The sequence below is a fragment of the Halanaerobium sp. genome (assembly GCF_003070835.1).
In genome coordinates, this window is the sequence record NZ_QBLR01000510.1 from 1 (window position 1) to 1,011 (window position 1,011).

Genomic DNA, 1,011 nt, shown 5'->3' on the forward strand with positions numbered 1-1,011 from the left:
ACAATATAGAGGTACAGGTCGTAGAAAAACTTCTACAGCTCGTGTGCGCCTGCTGCCTGGAGATGGAAAGTTTTTAGTAAATGACAAAGAAATTGATAACTATTTTAATAGAAAATCTTTAATTAAAGATATTATGTCACCTTTAGAATTAGTTAACGCTGATGGTACATTTGATGTATTAGTAAATGTTAGAGGTGGAGGACTTTCAGGTCAAGCTGGAGCAGTTCGTCATGGAATTGCTAGAGCACTGCTGGAAGTTGATAAGGATTACCGTGGACCACTTAAGAAAGCTGGTTACTTAACCAGAGACTCCCGTATGGTTGAAAGAAAGAAGTACGGCCGCAAAAAAGCGAGAAAAAGTCCACAGTTTTCAAAAAGATAATATTTATTTTTCATTTTATTACAGGCAGAGCTCAGGCTCTGCTTTTTTCTTTTTTCTAATCTTAGTTTTAGTTAATTATTTTAAAGCTGAACAACAAAATGTCGATCCAGAAAAAAATTATTACAATAACTAAGACTCATAAAAGAACTTAGTACAGCTGCCTGAGCAAAGAAACCTCCTGTTTCTGGCTCAGCTCAGAGCGTCCGTGCTCTTCGTCTGCCCTAAGTTCTTTTATTCATCAAGTTATAATAAAATAATTTTTTAGTCACTCATTTTGATGCTCAGCTTTAAAATAAAATATTCAATAGATTAGAAAAAAGAAAAAGCAGGCCTTTGGGGATTAATCAAGTAATAATTAATAAAATGTATCAGCGAAAAGTAGCTTTAGAGGTGTTTTTTTATCAGTTGATTTGTTGTATAATATAAGTGATGAAGGAATTAGATATGAATTCTTAATCTTTTGGAAGTTAAATTAAATTTATCTGCATTGATTTAGAGCTTAACTTTAGCGGAGGTGACAATGATGGGTGTTAAATGTGCTGCTCTGCTGCCTCATCCGCCGATTGGATAACGTCAAATAAAATATGATAGTTACCATAAAATGTAAGTAAATAGTAATAGATCACCAC

1 protein-coding gene is annotated in these 1,011 nt (G+C 33.6%); it reads left to right on the forward strand.

All coding sequences use genetic code 11. The features are described from left to right. Positions 1-382, forward strand: a 382-nt coding sequence (gene rpsI, locus CI949_RS20870) for a 30S ribosomal protein S9 (RefSeq protein WP_290769966.1), incomplete at its 5' end; no start/stop codon positions are given. Positions 383-1,011 lie beyond the last annotated feature (629 nt).